Annotated in this window: 2 protein-coding genes; one reads left to right on the top strand and one right to left on the bottom strand. The window is 47.3% G+C overall.

Annotated features, from left to right (window positions below; translation table 11 throughout):
- Window positions 1-194 (top strand): ABC transporter permease (locus tag ACFS25_RS31560; RefSeq protein WP_381509174.1); only part of this gene is annotated, 194 nt, incomplete at its 5' end.
- Between the two features lie 163 nt (window positions 195-357).
- Here the strand turns inward: ACFS25_RS31560 and ACFS25_RS31555 are convergent.
- Window positions 358-1,235: alpha/beta fold hydrolase (locus tag ACFS25_RS31555; protein ID WP_381509172.1), on the bottom strand; the 878-nt coding region annotated here is incomplete at its 5' end.

Raw genomic sequence — 1,235 nt, 5'->3', positions numbered from 1 at the left:
GTGTTCTTGCCTCGCCCATTGCCTGGTATTTTCTTCATGAATGGCTGCAAAGCTACACCTATCGAACGGAGATTTCGGGGTGGATTTTTGTGTTCTCGGGCCTGGGTGCTTTAGTTGTCACCTTGCTGACGGTGAGTTATCAGAGTATAAAAGCAGCCCTAGTGAATCCAATCAACTCCCTGAGAAGCGACTAATGGTCAGTCAATTTATCAAAGGCACCACTTGAGCTGACACCTGAAGTAAATCCAAACGGATTTTGTAGCAGTCAACTTACTTCATCTCACAGAACCCTCCCGTTTGATATAAAGCAGTTTTCACCGATAGGCCATCACCCAACACGTTGGCAAGTTTACTAAGCTAATCCTTATCCGTAATGTCCCGAATAAAGTCGTTACTAATTGAAAAAAACAAATTCGGGTCTCGTAACCAAGGGTCATGCCCCGCATCCCGAACCGTTTGCACCCGTATCTGGGGAAACAAGGCCAGATACTCGCTAGCGCCATCAAAATGGACGCTTTTGGTGCCATTGAACAGTAAAATGGGAAGTCGTATCTGCTTCAAGCGTTCGGCTTTAGGCCCTGAGATCAGGCTATGAACGGGTTCGTATTGAGGTAATCCCGAGGTGATCTCAATCTCTTTGGAAATACTTACCGTGTCTTGTTGCAGGGCGGCCCCGGGGGTTTGTCGACTAACCAGCCCTGTTTCGCCAATTGATCCTTTTAGGGCTTTGACGACTCGCTTAGTAAGCAGGGAATTTCGCTGGTAAACCCCTTCCTGCCCTAGCCATGTGACTGTTCCAGTCAGGATTACGCCTTTTACATCTTGGGGGTATGTATAGGCATACAGAACCGCTAAAAAGCTACCCCACGAGGAGCCCGCTAGAAATACAGGTTGATTTTTAGCCAGGGTATTCATCAACCGTTTTAGATCAGCCACATGCTCCTGCCAGGTATAGCCAGCAGCTGGATCACTTTTACCACAGCCTCGTTGATCGTAGTAGATGACCCGGGCGGTCTTGGTTAAGGCATCAAATTCAGGGCGTAGGTATTGATGAGTGGCCCCTGGTCCCCCATGAAGGACAATGACGGTGGTTGGTTGTTGGCCTACTTGCCAATAAGCCAGTTTAGGTAAACCAGGTATGAATCCATCCTGTCCATAACTTAAGTACGTCGTATTGACTAAAAAAAATAAAAGCAACCAGGTTCTCATAGCCCTTGGGTAAAGACTTCGTTTTA

Source organism: Spirosoma flavum (assembly GCF_042686045.1).
Lineage (GTDB): Bacteria > Bacteroidota > Bacteroidia > Cytophagales > Spirosomataceae > Spirosoma > Spirosoma flavum.
The sequence above is the reverse complement of the archived record's forward strand: the minus strand, read 5'-3'. Positions and strand labels throughout refer to the sequence as shown.